At 46.4% G+C, this 16,362-nt stretch carries 24 protein-coding genes and 1 pseudogene; 16 read left to right on the top strand and 9 right to left on the bottom strand.

Translation table 11 applies throughout. From position 1 onward, the window contains the following. Positions 1-8: 8 nt before the first annotated feature. Positions 9-752, bottom strand: a complete 744-nt coding sequence (locus tag E4Z61_RS06550; protein ID WP_135322066.1) for a YciC family protein — start codon at positions 750-752, stop codon at positions 9-11. Between the two features lie 28 nt (positions 753-780). After that, positions 781-867 (bottom strand): annotated as a pseudogene (locus E4Z61_RS24080) (YkgJ family cysteine cluster protein); the annotation flags it as partial. Positions 868-1,147: 280 nt separating this feature from the next. Between E4Z61_RS24080 and ompW the strand changes: the two are divergent. Beyond that, positions 1,148-1,786: an outer membrane protein OmpW gene (gene ompW, locus E4Z61_RS06545; protein WP_135322065.1), complete on the top strand. Its 639-nt coding sequence runs from the start codon at positions 1,148-1,150 to the stop codon at positions 1,784-1,786. Positions 1,787-1,831: 45 nt separating this feature from the next. On the opposite strand, the gene E4Z61_RS06540 is transcribed toward ompW, so the two are convergent. The 6 genes from E4Z61_RS06540 to E4Z61_RS06515 all read right to left on the bottom strand — a co-directional run bounded on the left by E4Z61_RS06540 (position 1,832) and on the right by E4Z61_RS06515 (position 7,064). Further along, a complete protein-coding gene (locus tag E4Z61_RS06540) occupies positions 1,832-2,959 on the bottom strand; it encodes a phage integrase Arm DNA-binding domain-containing protein (RefSeq protein ID WP_135322064.1) in 1,128 nt (375 codons plus the stop codon). Beyond that, complete coding sequence (locus tag E4Z61_RS06535; RefSeq protein ID WP_135322063.1) at positions 2,952-3,185, bottom strand: excisionase; 234 nt, start codon at positions 3,183-3,185, stop codon at positions 2,952-2,954. Before E4Z61_RS06535 ends, E4Z61_RS06540 begins: the two co-directional genes overlap by 8 nt. Positions 3,186-3,236: 51 nt before the next feature. Then, positions 3,237-5,717 carry a 3'-5' exonuclease gene (locus E4Z61_RS06530; protein ID WP_135322062.1) on the bottom strand — a complete coding sequence of 827 codons (2,481 nt, stop codon included), beginning with the start codon at positions 5,715-5,717 and terminating at the stop codon, positions 3,237-3,239. Between the two features lie 141 nt (positions 5,718-5,858). Beyond that, the gene (locus E4Z61_RS06525) at positions 5,859-6,197 is read right to left on the bottom strand and encodes an RrF2 family transcriptional regulator (RefSeq protein WP_240389239.1); all 339 of its coding nucleotides are present in this window, start codon (positions 6,195-6,197) and stop codon (positions 5,859-5,861) included. Positions 6,198-6,242: 45 nt separating this feature from the next. Further along, positions 6,243-6,458 (bottom strand): hypothetical protein, encoded by a 216-nt coding sequence (locus E4Z61_RS06520; RefSeq protein ID WP_135322061.1) that lies wholly within the window; start codon positions 6,456-6,458, stop codon positions 6,243-6,245. Positions 6,459-6,656: 198 nt separating this feature from the next. Next, positions 6,657-7,064 carry a helix-turn-helix domain-containing protein gene (locus E4Z61_RS06515; RefSeq protein ID WP_167394269.1) on the bottom strand — a complete coding sequence of 136 codons (408 nt, stop codon included), beginning with the start codon at positions 7,062-7,064 and terminating at the stop codon, positions 6,657-6,659. A 130-nt stretch (positions 7,065-7,194) separates the two neighbouring features. Between E4Z61_RS06515 and E4Z61_RS06510 the strand changes: the two genes are divergently transcribed. The 8 genes from E4Z61_RS06510 (at position 7,195) to E4Z61_RS06475 (ending at position 12,002) form a co-directional block, all read left to right on the top strand. After that, the gene (locus tag E4Z61_RS06510) at positions 7,195-7,422 is read left to right on the top strand and encodes a transcriptional regulator (RefSeq protein WP_047357952.1); all 228 of its coding nucleotides are present in this window, start codon (positions 7,195-7,197) and stop codon (positions 7,420-7,422) included. Between the two features lie 2 nt (positions 7,423-7,424). Next, positions 7,425-7,979 carry a toxin YdaT family protein gene (locus tag E4Z61_RS06505; RefSeq protein ID WP_135322060.1) on the top strand — a complete coding sequence of 185 codons (555 nt, stop codon included), beginning with the start codon at positions 7,425-7,427 and terminating at the stop codon, positions 7,977-7,979. 252 nt (positions 7,980-8,231) lie between these two features. Next, the gene (locus tag E4Z61_RS24075) at positions 8,232-9,143 is read left to right on the top strand and encodes a DnaT-like ssDNA-binding domain-containing protein (protein ID WP_240703878.1); all 912 of its coding nucleotides are present in this window, start codon (positions 8,232-8,234) and stop codon (positions 9,141-9,143) included. Next, entirely contained in the window at positions 9,055-9,600 is a 546-nt protein-coding gene (locus E4Z61_RS06495) for a replication protein P (protein WP_135324893.1), read from the top strand. The genes E4Z61_RS24075 and E4Z61_RS06495 overlap by 89 nt, the downstream gene beginning before the upstream one ends. 15 nt (positions 9,601-9,615) lie before the next feature. Next, on the top strand, positions 9,616-10,032 hold the full coding sequence (locus E4Z61_RS06490; protein WP_135322058.1) for a PerC family transcriptional regulator: 417 nt from the start codon (positions 9,616-9,618) through the stop codon (positions 10,030-10,032). A gap of 5 nt (positions 10,033-10,037) precedes the next feature. Beyond that, positions 10,038-10,376 carry a DUF977 family protein gene (locus tag E4Z61_RS06485; protein WP_080626321.1) on the top strand — a complete coding sequence of 113 codons (339 nt, stop codon included), beginning with the start codon at positions 10,038-10,040 and terminating at the stop codon, positions 10,374-10,376. Then, a complete protein-coding gene (locus E4Z61_RS06480) occupies positions 10,373-10,612 on the top strand; it encodes a hypothetical protein (protein WP_135322057.1) in 240 nt (79 codons plus the stop codon). Before E4Z61_RS06485 ends, E4Z61_RS06480 begins: the two co-directional genes overlap by 4 nt. Positions 10,613-10,730: 118 nt before the next feature. Beyond that, positions 10,731-12,002, top strand: coding sequence for a colicin-like pore-forming protein (locus E4Z61_RS06475; RefSeq protein WP_240703858.1), 1,272 nt, complete (start codon positions 10,731-10,733; stop codon positions 12,000-12,002). Positions 12,003-12,016: 14 nt separating this feature from the next. Here the strand turns inward: E4Z61_RS06475 and E4Z61_RS24360 are convergent, their stop codons facing one another. Continuing rightward, a complete protein-coding gene (locus E4Z61_RS24360; RefSeq protein WP_135322056.1) occupies positions 12,017-12,364 on the bottom strand; it encodes a colicin E1 family microcin immunity protein in 348 nt (115 codons plus the stop codon). Positions 12,365-12,658: 294 nt separating this feature from the next. Between E4Z61_RS24360 and E4Z61_RS06465 the strand changes: the two genes are divergently transcribed. From E4Z61_RS06465 to E4Z61_RS06435, 7 genes are all read left to right on the top strand, one after another. After that, complete coding sequence (locus E4Z61_RS06465) at positions 12,659-12,892, top strand: DinI-like family protein (protein ID WP_080625281.1); 234 nt, start codon at positions 12,659-12,661, stop codon at positions 12,890-12,892. Positions 12,893-12,937: 45 nt separating this feature from the next. Then, positions 12,938-13,183, top strand: coding sequence for a hypothetical protein (locus E4Z61_RS06460; protein ID WP_135322055.1), 246 nt, complete (start codon positions 12,938-12,940; stop codon positions 13,181-13,183). Between the two features lie 195 nt (positions 13,184-13,378). After that, positions 13,379-14,239: an HNH endonuclease gene (locus E4Z61_RS06455; protein WP_135322054.1), complete on the top strand. Its 861-nt coding sequence runs from the start codon at positions 13,379-13,381 to the stop codon at positions 14,237-14,239. Between the two features lie 175 nt (positions 14,240-14,414). Beyond that, a complete protein-coding gene (locus E4Z61_RS06450) occupies positions 14,415-14,615 on the top strand; it encodes a hypothetical protein (protein ID WP_071667046.1) in 201 nt (66 codons plus the stop codon). Between the two features lie 26 nt (positions 14,616-14,641). Beyond that, positions 14,642-14,977: a RusA family crossover junction endodeoxyribonuclease gene (locus E4Z61_RS06445; RefSeq protein WP_135324891.1), complete on the top strand. Its 336-nt coding sequence runs from the start codon at positions 14,642-14,644 to the stop codon at positions 14,975-14,977. Continuing rightward, positions 14,974-16,002, top strand: a complete 1,029-nt coding sequence (locus tag E4Z61_RS06440) for a DUF968 domain-containing protein (RefSeq protein WP_135322053.1) — start codon at positions 14,974-14,976, stop codon at positions 16,000-16,002. The genes E4Z61_RS06445 and E4Z61_RS06440 overlap by 4 nt, the downstream gene beginning before the upstream one ends. An 11-nt stretch (positions 16,003-16,013) precedes the next feature. Then, positions 16,014-16,361, top strand: coding sequence for an antiterminator Q family protein (locus tag E4Z61_RS06435; protein WP_135322052.1), 348 nt, complete (start codon positions 16,014-16,016; stop codon positions 16,359-16,361). Position 16,362: the final 1 nt, after the last annotated feature.

The following is a 16,362-nucleotide window of genomic DNA, read 5'->3' as shown; positions in this document are numbered from 1 at the left end:
TACAGGGTTTATTGGCGAATCAGCATATACAGGCGGAACAAATAGATCAGCAAGACGGCCGAAATCATATTGCTCAGCGTATTCGCCACTACCGCACCAACGTTCGGCGTTAATACTGCAAAAGTGGGTGCTAACAGCAACAGTGATGTCTTTGCCAGCAGCCAACCGATCACCGCGGGCGCAACCAGTCGCATATTAGACCACGCCAGACGCATACTGTTGCACATCGCAACAAAGACCCCCATTTTGTCCTGAACCATCATCACTGGCGCAAGCGACAGCAGAATGGCCAACAGAATACCGGGAACAACGACCAGCATAATACCGATTTGCACCAGCAGGGTAGTCAGAAAAATCAGAATAAACAGCTTAGGCAATACCGGCGCACTGGCGCCAATCGCCCGCAGCGCGCTAACCCGATGGCCTGCCGAAATTAACTGAATCATAAGTATAATGCCGCCTGCGAGGATAGCATTGCCAATAAGTCCAGAAAACGTCGATGCCGCAGATGCGCGTAGCAGGATTTGCTGCTGTTCTGGCGTCATGTTTTGTACCAGATCGAAAAGTCCCACGCTGTTGGTTATCTGATCCCCTTCACTGAGTTGCGCAATCTGCGCGTCGCTGGGGGAAAAAGCATGCCCTAACACCACTGTGATAAACGCGCACAACAGCGATACCAGCAAGATGGTAATGAATTGATTACGGAAAAAGTTTCCCGTGTCACGGTAAACGGACTTCGCCGTGATTGACATGCACTCTCCTTGAGTTTTGCAGGTGTTCATTTGCGGGCAATTGTACCCTGGATAACTCTACAGTGGCAGCATCGCGAGGTGTATGGAAAAGCATATCTTTGTAAAGCGCTGGTAATTTTTGGCTATGACTTCAGCGTTATGCAAGAACGCTGATTGTTCTGTGTACACCATGGGGTCAATACGCCAGTTACCATCGGTGGGGAATATGCTTGCGAGGTGGAAATATATCAAAATTGATCTGAATTAAGTTAACCAGGATTTTGAATGCAAGTTCTAACTTAATCTGGATCAATAAATGTTAAATTACAGACCTTAATGTGATCTGTGTTAGATCATTTATTACTCCATTGTAGGTATATTCGTTTCGCTTTTATAACCATAACGATGGAGCGGACATGAAAAAATTAACAGTGGCAGCATTGGCTTTAACAACTCTACTTTCCGGGAACGCATTTGCGCATGAAGCTGGAGAGTTCTTTATCCGCGCAGGTTCTGCGACAGTAAGGCCGACGGAAGGCGCGGGCGGTACCTTGGGAAGTTTGGGTGGTTTTGATGTCAGCAATAACACACAGCTGGGGCTGACATTCACCTATATGGCGACTGACAATATTGGTGTTGAATTACTGGCAGCAACGCCATTTCGTCATAAAATCGGCACGTCAACCACCGGTGATATTGCGACCGTTCACCACTTACCGCCAACACTTATGGCGCAGTGGTACTTTGGTGACTCCAGTAGCAAACTGCGTCCTTACGTTGGCGTCGGCGTGAACTACACAACGTTCTTTGACGAAGGATTTAACGATAAGGGCAAAGAAACCGGATTATCTGACCTGAGCCTGAAAGACTCCTGGGGTGCGGCGGGACAGGTGGGGATGGACTATCTCATCAACCGCGACTGGTTGATCAACATGTCGGTGTGGTACATGGATATTGACACCACCGCGAGCTATAAACTGGCTGGCGCGCAGCAGCACGACAGTGTACGCCTCGATCCGTGGGTGTTTATGTTCTCTGCGGGTTATCGTTTTTAAGTTCTTCTGCAAAACCCCTGCAAAACTCTTCTGCAAAACTGGTCATCAAATGACCAGTTTTTTCCATTCTTTTCCACGCGTATCGTTGTAGTGATCGGTCATTACTTTACTGCTATGGCCCAACAAAATTTGTGTGTCGATACCTTGCTCCCTGAATATCCTTTCAGCCAAAGAACGTTGCTCATGGAAAGAAGGGGGAGCACCTTTGCTTGACCAGTCGTAGTCAACTGAGTCACGTGCTTTTCTGAACGCACCAGTTAGAGATGCTGGTTTGACCATTCCACCTCTTTTGCCTTTCCCTTTGTCGTGGTGGTGGTGGAGTAAATATGGGCTAAGTATTCTGTCCCGACACTGGGTGATCACGTCCTCAAGAGAAATATTGAGTTTGTCACAACGTAACATTACAGGTATCGCGATTTTTGCACCTGTCTTACTTTGTTCAACGAAGAGGTGACCATCTCTGATATCTGAAAATTTCATATTACAAATATCGGCCAATCGTTGACCTGTAATGATGGCCAGCAGCATCCCTTTCTGCAGAAAGTAATTATCTTTGTCGGCTGCCTGATAGATCATCAGCCATTCTTCGAACGTCAGTCGTTGTCTCGAGACACGAACCTGCGGTTTTTTTGTAGACTCAGCTGGATTAAATCCCGCCGGCACTTCTCCTACCTGCTGTGCTTCTTTAAAAACATCCGACAGCACCTTGCGTACAATTTGTGCCATCCGTAGTTGGCCTTTATTCTTGTAGTCCTCGAGGATCCCAACTATATCCTTAACCGTTATACTGTCGATTGCCTGCATGCCAAGATGGCTTTCAAAAGCGTTAAGCGGGGCGTTTTTCTGCTTAAGCGTATTGAGTTTTATCTCTCCAGTTTCGTAGCGCTGATCCTGAAGCTTTCGGTACCGAACAATCCATTCGCTTACCGTTGTAGCCAGCCCACACCGTTTATTGATTTCTTCTCTGATTTTAAATGTGTGCCGCATTTGTCTTTCTGCGAGCCGGCTATTTGCTTCGACAGCTATTTCTTTAGCAACTTGCTCATCTGTTCCCAAACCATGAAATTTACCAGTTACAGGGTGCTTATACCTCCAGTACACCCTGTTGGTCCTCGAATCCAGGAAACATGACAATCCGGGAATGGTCACGTTGTGTTTTCGAGGTCTAGCCATCTTCTAAAATCCTTCTGAGTAACGGGTGATCTTGATTTTTAATTACTGGTTCTGTTGTGAGTCCAGTAAATCGCGCATTAGCCTCAACGCGCCAGCTTTTCCCAACACGGCAAGGGAGAGGAAAGATCATCCCGTTTTTAGCGTATTTGTTGAGCGTGGACTTGCTCGGAACCGGGTCACCGAACTCTGATCTCGCCCATTCAGAGAGTAAAATCAGTCTGGACATTTTTCCCCCAGAGTATGGCCCAGTGACGGGCCACTTAGTGAATATATGAAATCAGTTTGTGGTCAGGCGCTGCCAGATTGCAGAGACGTATTTGATCTGATGTCGGGCGTCAGAAAGCGCATTGTGCATGTCGCCTTCAAACGGGATGTTGAAGCGTGGATTGATACCGACAGATTTACCCAGTTCGACCATGGTCCTTACGTCCCTGTCATTCCAGAACGGAACAGCGAAGGGAGTTTCTGTTAACGCGTATGCGCGGCGAAGAATGACGTTATCAAACGAACATCCATTACCCCATAACTGAACTGTGTGGCTTCCGTTAGCAGCATTTTCAGCAATAAAGTCAGCCAGGAGTTCGAGGGTCTCAAGCAGCCCCATGGCTTCATCAACAAGAATGGCAGAGCGGGCTTCAGATGATTGTTTCAACCACCACTGAATCGTCGACGCATCCGGTTTCATCCCAAATGACATCGATGATTCAAGGCTGACAACCCGGTAAAACTCGGCACCAGTGTTACCAGTTGAAGGATCGAAAAATACGGCGCCGATAGACACTATTGGGGCATCAGGACCGCTGCCCATAGTTTCCATATCAACCATCAGGTGAGTATAAAAAGCGTTCAGGGGATCCGTATCAATATGGTGAACGGGTTCATTATTCAGGGAAGCTGGCGCGTCACCAGTTGCATCAGCGCTTTTAACTGACAAAACTGCTGTTTCGCCCTGAGACACTTCAGGATTAGCTTTGATTTCGTTGTTGTCAGTTTCTTCCATCTGCACATTGCTGGTGGTTTCCTCGGTTAATATTGCAGAGGTATTCATCAGGCCATCGACAGAAAAGATGCCGTTACCGAGATTGGCTACTTCAGGTTGTTTGATGGTTTCTGAGGATTCTTGTTTTGCAGCTTTTGCTGCCAGAGCCCCTACTACCGCAAAATCAGTGGACAGTTTTTCCAGATTTTCAATCGGCTCTTTACCCTGAACTACTGCTGCGACAACAGCAGCGCTATTCACCTGGCGTGCAGTCGCCAGTGTTTCATCGGTTGGCTTTTCGTGATTGCTTTCGGCCAGATTTGCATTGATGTAGCCGGATAAGCGTCCGGGAGAAAGATAATAAGAGGGATGAGCTCCTCGTATTAATGCGAAAATAGCTGCGCGCGAGTAATCGAGGATACCAGCACATTTGCGCAGGGCTGCGGACCACTCTTTAAATGGACTGTCTTTGGCTGCGATGATCTCTTTTGCCTGGCGGAGAATGGACCCTGGGATATTGTAGATATCGAAATCCACTGTCAGCGTGGCCAGTGCAATCTCAACATCGAGCGTATCCAGTGTATGGGCGTAATCGGAATTGCGATCGGTCTTATTGCCACCACCAGCGTTCGTTCCGGTATCAGAGCGCTGAATCTGCGACACACGATTGCCCTTACACCACTCTTTAACCAGCAGCCCACGGTCGATGTGTTCAGTATTGAACCAGGTTTTAAAGAAATGGATGACGGTAGACAGTTCAACTCGTTTGCCATCAACCGGGAAAATAGTTTTCAGCGCGCTGACAATTTTCCAGATATCGAACTCTGGCGCTTTCCTGAATGGTTCTACATTTTCGGCGGCAAGCAGGAGGTTTTGCACATAGCTGTTATCCGCATCCAGTTCGAGTTCCTGAATGGTCTTCTTCTGCTCAGTATCAATATGGTAAGCATATTCATCAGAAATAAACTGAGCTAAAAGGCGCTGGCGTAGCGGCAGAGTCGCAACGGTAATAAGCTCTGGCGTTACAGGTGGAGTTGATTGTTCATCACCCACAATTCGTGCCTTCTTATCATTAACCCATTCCTGAGCGGTAAGAGCCCGGGCATCTGGTTCTTCAATCCATTCGGTAATAAATTCCTCAAATGAAGCAACGGTATAGACCTGCTCACGGTCGAAGACTTCTTTTATTGCGTTTGCCAGTTTCCACTCGACATGAGCAGAAAGCTCTTTCACCGCTGGCACATTCGTAACGGCCAGTAACAGGTTTTGTACATAGAGATCATTTTCGTCCAGTTCCATCTGTCCGATCTGGATGTGCTGCGCTTCGCTGATTTCCTTCTCTTCAGTGTCATTGACCAGGTGCGCAATCAGTCGCTGAGACAGGCGCAGGCGAGATATGGGGCGGAGCAACGCTGGTGCATCGCTGGTGGGTACATTGGCACTGGTAGTTTCAGGTTTTTGCTGGCAGGAAGTCTCCTGATTTTCATTATCAGGCTTCTGTTTCAGTTGCCACGTTTGTTGGTCTTCTGCCAGTTCGTAGCGATCGCACCATGTGTCATCAAGTGTGCTTTCCTCAGGAAGATCGTCAACAACAAACCAGTTGGTGCGGACAGGTAATTGATAGTCGGCGCCACGACCGACGGCAATATCGTTGTCTTCGAGAATATTGAGGATTTCGCGTTCTGCACGGGAATCTGATTTCGCAGAGAACCAGCAAAACAGGTTTTTTGCCTCAGTTGCTTTCGCTTTGGCTTTAATAAGATACGCATACGTTAACATTGCGTTCGGGCTCCGTAGGATTGTAAGATACCCGGCAGCTGATGATCGCCGCCTAAGGTAGTGGTTATTGGTCAAAACTCGTTCCGGAAAGCTTTGGTCGGCTGACCGGGTACTTAACCCGCCTTGCGCGGGTTTTGTGCTTTATGGGGTGGGGGATTTTCCCTGCACCAGCTGTGCGACGGGGACCCACTCCAGAGCATTCAGCACGGGCTCAAATGAATCAGGCGTGTGAGTAACGGCGCGAACGACGTCAGCCACGCTGGGGTTTGCTTTGCTAAGGTGGTACCCGCCACCAGCGCCACGCTGGCTGGTGACGATTTCACTGCTGCGCAGCTTCGAGAAAATCTGCTCGAGGTAAGACACAGACAGCTTTGATTCTTTACTGATAGATGCGACGGAAACAGGGCTGCCGTTGTAAATCCTGTTGAGGATGGCAACCACCTGAACAGATGCCACCACACGTTTCATTCCAAACTCCATAGTCACTTCCTTACTGATGCTGGCAACAGCCATTGGTCAAACTCGTTATGAACGAACTGCAGTCTGTTGGTCGGCAGACGGGGCGCCCTTCTGGGCAAGCGTGTAGCAAATCAGTCGAATGATTACTTCAATGCGATTTAGATGTACGGCCTGACACTGCACTGGTTTACGTGCGAAATCGATCATGGATTTATCCTCTTGCGTTGCCCTTGTCGCCAGGCTGGCGGAACGTTGAACCTGCTGCGTGTTAATACTTGTCATCTCATCCGGTGATTCGTATGCCACCGGCAGCTACTTCATGGGCGTCCTGCCTAGATGACTGTCTTTGAGTTGGGAATAGTATTATCGATTGAATCGATATATGTCAAATTAAATCGATATCAATGAGTGTGAACAGCTCACCGATTAGTTTATCGGATTGATTTCGCGTGCTTTATGAAGGGTGCAGGAGTGGAGGGGTTACTCGTTACTGGGGATTATCTTTCGTTTTTTTAGGTAAGCAGTAGCTACATCATCTAGCTCTTGCAGACGCAGTTCGATCAACTTAATTATCTTTTCTCTCTCATCGTCAGTGGGCAAAAGCTCAAATTGCTCCAGTAGCTTTTGTTCCTGGGCCGACTGAGGTTGACGTTTTTTTTCTGATGTTATGGCAGGAATAGTGTCAGCTTCAGTTTCTTCAAGAAAAAACCAATAGAGTGGATAGCCTGTAGCGGACTGTAGCCTATCTAGGATGTCAGCTCTTGGAAGTATATTAGAGTTACACCAGCCATTTACTGACTGGGCTTTTACTCCCAGTCTGCGTGCGAGTTCCGATTGAGATATTCCAAGATCATGGATGGCTTTTTGTAATCGCTTTCCGAAGTTCATATTCCTAGCCCGCTCAAAAACATACATCTGATTATACAGATTTTATCTGTAGCTCAACCTATCGATATAATTTGACGATATCGAAATAATTTGATTTACTCGCTTCACGTTCACTACTCGAGACAAATCAATGAAGCTCACAACACAAAAGAAAATGTTAGCCATATGCAGTCAGGCAGAACTGGGGCGCCGTCTAAATCGGCGAGCTCAAACAGTTAATGGATGGTTCAAGAAAAAAGTACCCGGCGAGCTTGTTGTTCGCGTATCCAAAGCTCTCAATTGGCAAATTACGCCACACGAGTTGCGACCGGACCTTTATCCAAACCCCACTGATGGTTTACCTCAAAAGGAGGCTTAATCATGCAATCAGCCACGTATCAACATCATAGCCAACGTTTAGCTATTCCGTTGAAAACGGAAAATCAATTTAAACCCCAGCGCCGTGACGGCATTCAGCACCGTGCCATATTGGCCGCCGTTCGTGAATGGGAATCGACATTACCAGGACAGGCACAGGAACGGATCACTCAGCTGGTGGCTGAAGAGTGGGCCAAAGCAGATGGACACGGAATTGCTGTTAATAAACAGAATTTATTCCGATACCTGAAAAACGAGGGCGGTTCGGAAAAGTACACGGCTTACGTTATGCAACTGTCAGGTTCAATTATTGCCGCTATGCCAGTTCAGATTGCCAGGAAGCATGGATTAAGTAATGCAAGCACAGAAGCGGAGCTGGTGGCGAACGCTATCAAAGAGTGCAGTGAGGCACACCATGCGAAGTTAATTGGCGCTCCATTACAAAAGCTCGAGAAGGAAATTCGTGAGGCGGCAATCGCATTGTTCAACATGTTACCTGCTGACGCGGCGGGACCACTACTGGCGAGTATAAGCGCCGTAGCGCCGCAATTGTTTTAATCGAGTTTTGACCAATGACCATTATTACTGCAACTCGCGGGGTGAAGTATGCCTAATCCTTTGGCTAAGGCCATGCCTAAGAGTAAGGCTAATAACGAGCCTTACCGTAAGGTGAAGATCACCATGTGGGATGACCCGAAGTTTCGAGCCTTATCACCACTCCCGCCAAGTGGGCAGAGTCTGTTTATTTACCTGCTTACAGGTCCATTCACAGGGATTATTCCCGGGCTGTATAAGGCGGGAAGGGCGGCTATGACCGAAGAATTAAACTGGGATGTCGAAGCCTTCGACTTAGCCTTAGGCGAAGCCATAGCGTTAGGTATGGTGGAAGCCGACCTTAAAGCCAGAGTTTTTTGGTTGCCTAATGCGGTGAAACATAACCCGCCAGCATCAGTGAACGTGATCAAATCCTGGGCAAGATCGTTTGAATTACTGCCTGAATGTTCACTGAAAGATAAAGCATATGAAGCTCTCAAAGCCGCCTGTTACGGGGTTTCTGACGCTATGGGTATGGCTTTTGATAAGGCTTTCGCCTTGCCTAAGGATAAGGCTAAGTCTTTGGCTAAACCCTTGCCATCAGGTATCCAGAAAGCAGTTAGCAGTAAACAGATCTTAACCCCCTCTCTTAACGCGGGCGCGATGAAAAATCTGAATGGGGATGAACTGTCATCCCCGGCCATGCCCCGATACCTGGACGGTGTTGATGAACCGATCGGGAAATTCAGCATGGCAGATAGCTGGCTTCCCTCCAGAGACTTCCGACAGCGCGCCGCATCGTGGGGTATCTCCCTGCCTGAACCAGATTACCTTCTGACTGAACTCGCAGAATTCACCGCGTATTGGGAGTCGGAAGGGAAAGTTTTTACACAAATCCAGTGGGAACAAAAATTTGCCCGACATGTAGCCCGGGTGAGAACGCAGGTAAAACCAGAAACCGGAGGTAACAGTCATGTGGGAGCAGGATCAGAATCAACAGCATCCCGGGCAGTTCAGCAAATTCAGTCAGCACACGCAGAGTGGCGCCGCAGGAATGGACTTGATGGCGACGGAAACAGCCTGGCGTCTGTGGCAGGTCATGGGGGAGGTGTATTCGAACCGATGGACCCAGAAGAACGGGGCGGAGCCTTCGCCTATCTGGATAGCCCAGATAGGTTCGATGACTGAACAGCAAATTAGGTTGGTCTGTCAGCAATGCATGGAGCGCTGCGCAATGGGAAATACATGGCCGCCTGACCTGGCTGAGTTTGTTTCTCTGGTTTCAGAGAGTGGAGCGAATCCATTCGGACTGACGTCGGAGCAGGTTATGGCGGAGTACCGGCGCTGGCGCAATGAGTCATATCGGTATTCAGGTAGCGATAAATATCCATGGCCTCAGCCTGTGCTGTATCACATCTGCATCGAAATGCGCAGAACGGGCGTAGAACGACAAATGACAGAGGGGGAGCTGAAACGACTGGCGGAAAAGTTACTTACGAAGTGGTCGAAGCATGTTGGTAATGGACTAAGTGTCCCCCCAATTCGACGTCAACTGGCGGCGCCGCACCATCCGGCAGGACCAACGCCAGTGCAATTACTGATGGAAGAATACAAACGCCGCAAAGCAGCTGGTTTAACGAACTAAAACGAGTATTGACCAATGACCATAGAAATCTCTCAGAAAGATCGGGTAGCGATAGTGGTACGCCATACCCCGAACTGTGTATTACGTGATGTGTGTGAAGCGCTGGATATTCCATCCGGTACCGCAGGTAAGTTTCTGCGCGCGCTGACTGTTAGCAGCACGGTCCTGCGTACTCACAACGGAACTCAGTATGTATATAACATCGCTGCGGATGCAGAAATACCCGACGTAAAACTGCCCTTCATGGAAGAGAAAAGCGATCCGGTTGAAACGCAATTAGCGGAGAAAATGGCGAAAGACCTTAAGTCACGAGGACTCTGGCGGCGCGCGGCAAAGGTATATACCGACATGTTAGACATTGCCCGCAGTTCGGCTGAAGTGTCACGTATAGCGCAGCAACGTAATGAATGCCTGCGTATAGCCCGGAGATGATCAGCATGCCAAGACCAAATACACCAGAAGAGCAGGCGGCACTTATTCGGGTGATTATCGAAGAGGTGAAAATCCGTGGACGCTTAACCGTTAGCGAGGCATCACAGATGTTGTCGCTGCATCGTCAGACTGCTGAGAAGTATTTCCGCGTAGCAGCCGAACGCGGCGAACTCATTCGTTACGGTCGTCTTGGTTTGTTCAGGGACCAGAAGGCTGTGATTGATTTCGATCTCCAGCGTTTTTCATACGGCTCTAGTAAGCCTGTGATTGAGTTACCAGCAGATTTTCGGGGAAGTGCGGTTATGCGCCGGGTCATTGAAATCGTGGGGAGGATGCCAGCATGACAACTAACAACCACCCAGCGAACGGTCCTGTATCACTCGATCGCCTGCTCCAGATACGCGAAACACTCAGCAAAGCAGCAGCACAAAGCGACGGCGGTAATCTCGGCTACGCAATGGCTGATGCTGTGAAAGTGATTGATGAGGTGCTGGAATTTCGCATATCCAGTAACAAACATTGCGGTTATGCGCGGGGTTATAGCTGTAGTGGAGAAGATGTCATTATGAATTCAGTATAAATGATAATGATTATTATTTGTTGATCTGTTGGAAGTTGAGGTGTACATTTTAACTGTATGTATATACACATGTGTATACATACAGTATTTTTATTGTTTATGATAAAAGGAGTTTATGATGGCTGATTATAAAGACATTGATCCAACAGAAAAAAATATTATGGAGTCAATGGGTTATCACTGGAATGGTCACGGGTGGCAGCGTGCTTTACAGGGAAGTGGAGATGATATGATTGTAGAGGGATGGTCTGGGAGTCCTCCTAAGAGTCCGGACAACGTAACCCGCATTTGGGATCAGAAAATTGGGGAGATGAATAAACCTAAAAGTCCGTTTGATGAGGATGAAGATTTTATCGTACCAATGTCTGAGGGGATGAAAGGGATCTATCGCGAAGAGAGTGATAATAAGATCAAGTACGCAACCAATCTTGAGGCAGATCTCGAAAAAAAACTGCAACAGCTTAATCATGATGTTGCAACTTTTGAAAAGCAAGTTAATGAATTTTCTGGGCATGTTTCAGAATTTGAATTGGCGAAGATGCAGCTGGCTTTGAGTAAAGTCAAATATGAGCGTGATAATTCAGCCCTTCTGAAAACAGAAGCATCTAAAAGACGAGCACGTGAACAATACCTAAAACAAAATAATGAGCAATGGTTTCTGTCGCTGGAAAACCCCGGGCGTGTTAAGCAACAATTGAAAGTTGTCAGGGCTGAACTGAGCCGTTTGTTTGCTATTGATAAAGATATGGATATCAAAGTCGAACAGGCAAAAAAAGCACTCGCAGCAGCTAAAGAAGATGTGCAAAAAAAACAGAAAAAAGTCGATGAACTAAAATCTAAAGATGCAGAACAGATCAAAGATGCGCTTAAAGTGACTGCTGATTTTTATAATCAGCTAACCGGTAAGTTAGGTGAGCACTCTTCGAAAGTTGCAAAGGAACTGGCTGAGGCTTCAAGAGGTAAACAAATTAATGGAGTTGATGATGCTCTCAAATCCTTTGATAAATTCAGGAATAACCTGAATAAAAAATACAGTCTTAAAGATCGTCAGGCTATTTCTCATGCCCTGGAGTCAATTAATCGAGCTGAAATGGCCAAGAGTTTTGGTATCTATAGCAAAGCGTTCGGATTTGTGAGTAAGAGTCTCGACCGTCTGGACGTGGCAGTTGAATTACAGAAAGCCCTCACCACTGATAACTGGCGGCCATTCTTTGTGAAAATGGAGTCGCTTGCTGCGGGTAGGGTTGCATCTGCAGTAACTGCATGGACGTTTGCTTTAATGGTCGGAACTCCTGTTGGTATCCTCGGTTTTGCAATTATAATGGCCGCTATGAGTGCTCTGGTAAATGACAGCCTTATGGAAGATATTAACAAGTTAATAGGTATCTAAGCATAATAGCCCTCTCATGATTTTGAGAGGGTTTTTACAGTTTTAATAATTAAAAAAAATAAACAAACTGGAATTGCCAGTATAAAGCAGAAAAATTCAAAAAGAACGACTAAACTACCACCTGTTGGATTGATAAAAAAGTCTCTCTGCCAAAATTCTTTCTTTGAAAACAAAAGGACACTTCTTTGAATGATGTATTTAGAGAAAGGGAATAGTAGCGAATTAATAAATATTGCCAGGAGCAGTTGGAAAGTCAGATTATTGTTAGGGTCGTTTATCCAGGAGTATAAAAAAACACCAATGACTATTACGCTCCATACACTATTTTTAAGATAGTACTTGAGTGTTATTCCTGAATTCATCGAGTTTTGCTCCTGTTATCAACGATTATCCATCTGTGAGTAAGATACTAACAAGATTAAGGAAAAATTCAATAACGATAATCATTCTCATTGTCGCTTGGGTGTGTTTATGTTCGTAAATAGAGGTAGTAAACGAATAATTTATTGATATGTAGAGTTTTTATTTTTGTTTGTGTCAATGTTCCCCCATCAGGCAACGCTTATCATTTTTACCATTTTGTGCTGTTAAAACGTTGATCATACTATCTTTTAAGTGTACTGTATATACATACAGTAAGTGCAATGGAGGCCATTATGAAAGTTGAATTAACCATTGATAGCATGAAAGAAATTCCTAAAAGCTCGGTATCTGTACTGGCGGAAGTGTTGCTGAAAAGGTTAGAGAATCATTATGAAAACTGCAGCCTTCGTGTGCTTCGCGCTGGTTCTGATGGATTGAGTATCCCAGGTTGTGAAAAGGAAGATAAAAATAAAACAGAGATCAGCCTCCAGGAGACCTCGGAAAGTGCTGACAATTGGTTTTATTAATTATTTTGGGTGTTGCTTTGATCCCGTTTGCATGGGGGAGTTTAAGTGAAAGAAAAAGTAGAATTGCCCAAAAAAGGCTATGCAGTCATCAGATGTCACGATGGGGTCATCGTTGCCAGACTGCAATCATTTCCAGAATGTGAACGCGCCCTGATGTACCGTCGCGGTAGCATGGTGTCTTTCATGCCTCTTCAGGATGATGAAATTATTGGTACACCAACGTTGTTTACTCAGATGTTGGAAAGGGCTGGTTATCGCGTCTCTCTTAATGATGTTGCACTCACGCCATAGGAGTACTGTATCATGGGGAGAAACCATAACGATTTCCATACAGTAGCAAATTTTTGCTGTGATATGAAATGACTTTATTGGTTGTAACATATCGCATATGCTCTTGGCTGGTGATTACTCATAATACTGACTTGTTAACTTTTTCATACAATGGGATTAGTATAGTAATGATTTTACTTCTAAGGATTAGAGTGTATGAATGTTCGGGGAAACGATGGTCGGCAATTAAATGCTGCATGTAGTATCAAAAAAGAAGATGGTTGTTTTGGACTTGTTTTGGAGTCCTGGGGGCCTTCAAAAAGGAATTCTGATTACAATGAAGCATTAGAGATCATTATAGAAAGACTACAGGGTAAAGGTGTTAAGCGTATTATACCTTATATAGCTTCAGCCCCATTAAGGAAAAGTATCCCTGAAATATGGAGCAGAAGGCTATGTGATTCTGGTTATTTTGATATTGATTCTAAGCCTGCTCAATATCTTCGTAATGAATTGTGTAAGCTGCAACGTTATTTCAGTAATACTGAGCGACGAGAAACGCCTTCAGGAAATAGAACAAAACGAATATTAATTAGTGTTGAAGGATTTGATGTCGTTGAATCGTGGCATTCGGTAGTTGAAGGTGATTTTTCTTACTATAGCGTTCCAACCTTTGATGAAAATGAATTATTTCTCCGGACTCAACAACTAGCTAATTTTAAGTTATCTGAACCAGATGGTATCCAAACCCCTCAGAGCAAAATTTCTGCTCTAAAAATTTATGCAAGATCTCCGGAAGTCAAGGCGTGGATATTGCAGGAAAGTAAAGGAATATGCTCATTATGCCTTAAAGCGGCACCATTTCGAATGCCTAACGGCGCACCATTTCTGGAAGTCCACCATATCATTCCACTAAGTGAAGGAGGTAAGGATACGCCTAGTAATTGTGCTGCATTATGTCCAAATTGCCACAGGGCGGTACATTACAGTATTGAGGCGAGTTCATTACAAACAAAGCTCAAAGAACTTAAAGCAAGTTTGAAAAATACATCATCAGCACTGATAGATGAAATCTAGATAGACTTTTTTTTTAAATCTGAAATGTATATAGTAATGAAGCTAGCTTGAACACCTAGCAACCTGCTGCGCCAATGGAGAAAAGCCCCATGGCGCAAGATCAATGCAAGCAATCCCACATACTGACGTTAACCAACGCCAGCGATTTTCTTTTTGCCGCATCCAGAGGTGCGTTATGAAGAAAAGCTGGTTTCAACATACCCAACTCACCACTGAGCAGGCTGACGAACTGGAAGCCCGCTATCGCGCAAAGCAGATTAAGACCGAGCGTAGTCTGGATAATGACTTTATTCACTGGACGATCAGCGCGTTCTTGCCAGAAGTCTCTAAGACTCCGCGTCAGGATAGAACCTGGCAACAACGGATCTGGAGGTGAATGTGAAAGTCTTCAATATCGCCCCAATGGGCAAGCCCAGAATGACGCGCGCTGACAAATGGAAAAAGCGCCCCGAGGTTCTGCGTTACCGGGCTTTCTGTGATGAAGTTCGTCTGCAGGGTGTTGAGCTGCCGGAAAGCGGTTCGCATGTCACCTTCATTCTTCCGATGCCAGCGAGCTGGAGCAATAAGAAACGGACTGAGTTCAATGGTAAACCACATCAGGCTAAACCTGATTTCGACAACATGATGAAAGCCCTGATGGATGCTATTTACGAAGATGATGCTCACATCTGGGATTCACGCATCACAAAATTATGGGGAGAGAAGGGACAAATAATTATCGGGGAGATTGCAGAATGAGGGCGCTACTGAAGCCGGTGGTTGCGCGTGAGCTTGGAATTGTGCTGCTCAAGCCGGGCAGTGAGCTGATGTCATTATTCAGTTGTGAACGTGTGCTGGTGGAAAGCCAGCCGGCAGGCATGGAGCGGTTGCCCGCCGGCCGCGTTCCTGACGTTCGCCAGCCGCTTGCCAGTGACGAGTCTCTGTGGCCGTTCTTCCTGGATGAAAAGGTTATAAAGGCTGCTGGTGGTTTTAGTGGCCTTGATTACTGGCTTCTGCGTTATGGCGGTAATTGCTGCCAGTGGCCACACAGTGATTACCATTATCACGAGTTAACTACTCTGCGTCATGAACCCGGATCGGTTCTTCTGTGTGGACATTGTGATAACCAACTGCGTGACCACTACAGCGAACAACTTGCAGGGATGGCGAGACGTAATGTTATTAACTGGATTATTAACAGCATCATAGTGGTGTTGAATCAGGATCCGTCCAGAGAACTGTCGCTGGCGGAGCTTTGCTGGTGGGCGGTTCGTATGGGGGTTAGCGACGCAATTCCCGAATCCGTAGCCAGCCGGGCGCTCCGTATTCCTTCGGAAGAGCATCAGTCTGTCATGCGTGAATGCGATATCGAACCGGGTGTCTCCTCCACCGGCATCATTACAGCCAAAGCCAGCACAGTAACCGTAGTGCAGGTGCCAGCGGTTAAGCCCGTAGTTGGTGTTCTGGTCGATCCTGAGTCCCCGCAAACCTATATGAAACGTCCAAAGCGAATCCGCTGGACGGCCCCCGAATATCTGGCATGGATTAAAACACAGCCCTGCGAATCCTGCGGTAAATCATCAGATGACCCACACCATTTAATTGGCTGGGGGCAGGGAGGGATAGCAACGAAGGCGCATGATATTTTCGCGATCCCCCTGTGTCGTCAGTGCCATACAGAACTACATAACGACCCGGTGAAGTTTGAGCGAAAACATGCGCCTCAGCCGGTAATGATTATCAGAGTGCTGGATCGGGCTTATGGGCTCGGTGTTCTGGCGTAAGGAGATATTTGATGCGTGATATGTATGAAGTGATGGATCGTTGGGGGGCATGGGCTGCAGCTGACAGTAGCGGTGTGGACTGGCAACCAATTGCTGCAGGATTTAAAGGTTTGCTTCCACATGGCAAAAAATCACGTATTCAGTGTGATGATGACGAAGGCATCATGATTGATGGTTGTGTGTCTCGTTTACGGAAATACAAATCGGAAGAGTATGAGTTAGTTATTGCACATTTTGTGATAGGTATATCCTTGCGGGCCATTGCAAAGAAGAAAAAGTGTTCGGATGGGACTATTAGAAAAGAGCTGCAAACAGCGCTTGGTTTCATAGAAGGCATTGTTTGCACTCTTATCTATTAGA

The organism is Citrobacter tructae (genome assembly GCF_004684345.1).
In the GTDB taxonomy this organism is placed as follows: Bacteria; Pseudomonadota; Gammaproteobacteria; order Enterobacterales; family Enterobacteriaceae; genus Citrobacter; species Citrobacter tructae.
This window is presented reverse-complemented; position numbering and strand designations above follow the sequence as displayed.

Coding starts and splice junctions, on each gene's coding strand:
- E4Z61_RS06465 (WP_080625281.1), top strand. CDS start 12,659: ATGAAAGTTGAATTAACCATTGATAGCATGAAAGAAATTCCTAAAAGC.
- E4Z61_RS06535 (WP_135322063.1), bottom strand. CDS start 3,185: ATGTCCAGACTGATTTTACTCTCTGAATGGGCGAGATCAGAGTTCGGT.
- E4Z61_RS06445 (WP_135324891.1), top strand. CDS start 14,642: ATGGGCAAGCCCAGAATGACGCGCGCTGACAAATGGAAAAAGCGCCCC.
- E4Z61_RS06520 (WP_135322061.1), bottom strand. CDS start 6,458: ATGACAAGTATTAACACGCAGCAGGTTCAACGTTCCGCCAGCCTGGCG.
- E4Z61_RS06475 (WP_240703858.1), top strand. CDS start 10,731: ATGGCTGATTATAAAGACATTGATCCAACAGAAAAAAATATTATGGAG.
- E4Z61_RS06510 (WP_047357952.1), top strand. CDS start 7,195: ATGAAGCTCACAACACAAAAGAAAATGTTAGCCATATGCAGTCAGGCA.
- E4Z61_RS06505 (WP_135322060.1), top strand. CDS start 7,425: ATGCAATCAGCCACGTATCAACATCATAGCCAACGTTTAGCTATTCCG.
- E4Z61_RS06525 (WP_240389239.1), bottom strand. CDS start 6,197: ATGGAGTTTGGAATGAAACGTGTGGTGGCATCTGTTCAGGTGGTTGCC.
- ompW (WP_135322065.1), top strand. CDS start 1,148: ATGAAAAAATTAACAGTGGCAGCATTGGCTTTAACAACTCTACTTTCC.
- E4Z61_RS06480 (WP_135322057.1), top strand. CDS start 10,373: ATGACAACTAACAACCACCCAGCGAACGGTCCTGTATCACTCGATCGC.
- E4Z61_RS06530 (WP_135322062.1), bottom strand. CDS start 5,717: ATGTTAACGTATGCGTATCTTATTAAAGCCAAAGCGAAAGCAACTGAG.
- E4Z61_RS24360 (WP_135322056.1), bottom strand. CDS start 12,364: ATGAATTCAGGAATAACACTCAAGTACTATCTTAAAAATAGTGTATGG.
- E4Z61_RS24075 (WP_240703878.1), top strand. CDS start 8,232: ATGACCGAAGAATTAAACTGGGATGTCGAAGCCTTCGACTTAGCCTTA.
- E4Z61_RS06455 (WP_135322054.1), top strand. CDS start 13,379: ATGAATGTTCGGGGAAACGATGGTCGGCAATTAAATGCTGCATGTAGT.
- E4Z61_RS06435 (WP_135322052.1), top strand. CDS start 16,014: ATGCGTGATATGTATGAAGTGATGGATCGTTGGGGGGCATGGGCTGCA.
- E4Z61_RS06450 (WP_071667046.1), top strand. CDS start 14,415: ATGAAGAAAAGCTGGTTTCAACATACCCAACTCACCACTGAGCAGGCT.
- E4Z61_RS06495 (WP_135324893.1), top strand. CDS start 9,055: ATGGGGGAGGTGTATTCGAACCGATGGACCCAGAAGAACGGGGCGGAG.
- E4Z61_RS06485 (WP_080626321.1), top strand. CDS start 10,038: ATGCCAAGACCAAATACACCAGAAGAGCAGGCGGCACTTATTCGGGTG.
- E4Z61_RS06490 (WP_135322058.1), top strand. CDS start 9,616: ATGACCATAGAAATCTCTCAGAAAGATCGGGTAGCGATAGTGGTACGC.
- E4Z61_RS06550 (WP_135322066.1), bottom strand. CDS start 752: ATGTCAATCACGGCGAAGTCCGTTTACCGTGACACGGGAAACTTTTTC.
- E4Z61_RS06515 (WP_167394269.1), bottom strand. CDS start 7,064: ATGAACTTCGGAAAGCGATTACAAAAAGCCATCCATGATCTTGGAATA.
- E4Z61_RS06440 (WP_135322053.1), top strand. CDS start 14,974: ATGAGGGCGCTACTGAAGCCGGTGGTTGCGCGTGAGCTTGGAATTGTG.
- E4Z61_RS06540 (WP_135322064.1), bottom strand. CDS start 2,959: ATGGCTAGACCTCGAAAACACAACGTGACCATTCCCGGATTGTCATGT.